1 protein-coding gene is annotated in these 1,006 nt (G+C 59.4%); it reads right to left on the reverse strand.

Annotation, left to right across the window (positions count from 1 at the left end; translation table 11 throughout):
- Positions 1-1,006: thiamine pyrophosphate-dependent enzyme (locus D8V06_RS20670; protein WP_241667854.1), on the reverse strand; the 1,006-nt coding region annotated here is incomplete at both ends.

Consider the following 1,006-nt stretch of genomic DNA (forward strand, 5'->3'; position numbering starts at 1 on the left):
ATCGGGTGACCTTCGAACGCCAGGGTCGCGTACGCCATGGTTTCGGCGTAACCCCAGTTGATCGGCAGGCCGCCGGCTTGCATCTTCTGACGGTCTTCGTAGATCTTCGCGACCTGGCGCTGAACCACGAAGCCTTCCGGAATTTCCAGCAGCTTGGCGGACAGTTCCTGCAGGGTCTTCAGATCGAAACGAGTGTCGTGACGCGCGGTCCAGGCGTGGCCCAGATACGGACGCCAGTCCACGAACAACTCTTTGTTCGGCTCTTTGACCAGGCTTTTCACTACGTGCAGACCGTTGTCCAGCGCGTTGCGGTATTCGTCGACTTTCGCCTGAACGCGTTCCGCGTCCATCACACCGCTCTGGGTCAGACGATCGGCATACAGCTCACGGGTGGTGCGCTGCTTGGTGATCTGCTGATACATCAGAGGCTGGGTGCCGCTAGGCTCGTCGGCCTCGTTGTGGCCGCGACGACGGTAGCAGACCAGATCGATCACCACGTCACGCTTGAACTGCATGCGGTAGTCGATGGCCAGCTGGGTCACGAACAGGACGGCTTCCGGATCATCACCATTCACATGGAGGATCGGCGCCTGGATCATTTTCGCGACGTCGGTGGCGTACTCGGTGGAACGCGAGTCCAGCGGGTTGCTGATGGTGAAACCGACCTGGTTGTTGATCACGATGTGCACGGTACCGCCGGTCTTGAAACCGCGGGTCTGCGACATCTGGAAGGTTTCCATCACCACGCCCTGACCTGCGAAAGCAGCGTCACCGTGGATGGAGATCGGCAGGACTTTTTCACCGGTAGGGTCGTTACGACGATCCTGACGGGCACGAACCGAACCTTCGACCACTGGCGATACGATTTCCAGGTGGGACGGGTTGAAGGCCATGGCCAGGTGCACTTCACCGCCGGTGGTCATCACGTTGGACGAGAAGCCCTGGTGGTATTTAACGTCACCGGAACCGAGCTCGACCTTCTTCTTGCCTTCGAACTCGTCGAACA

It is taken from the genome of Pseudomonas sp. Sample_24, from assembly GCF_004307605.1.
Classification (GTDB): Bacteria; Pseudomonadota; Gammaproteobacteria; order Pseudomonadales; family Pseudomonadaceae; genus Aquipseudomonas.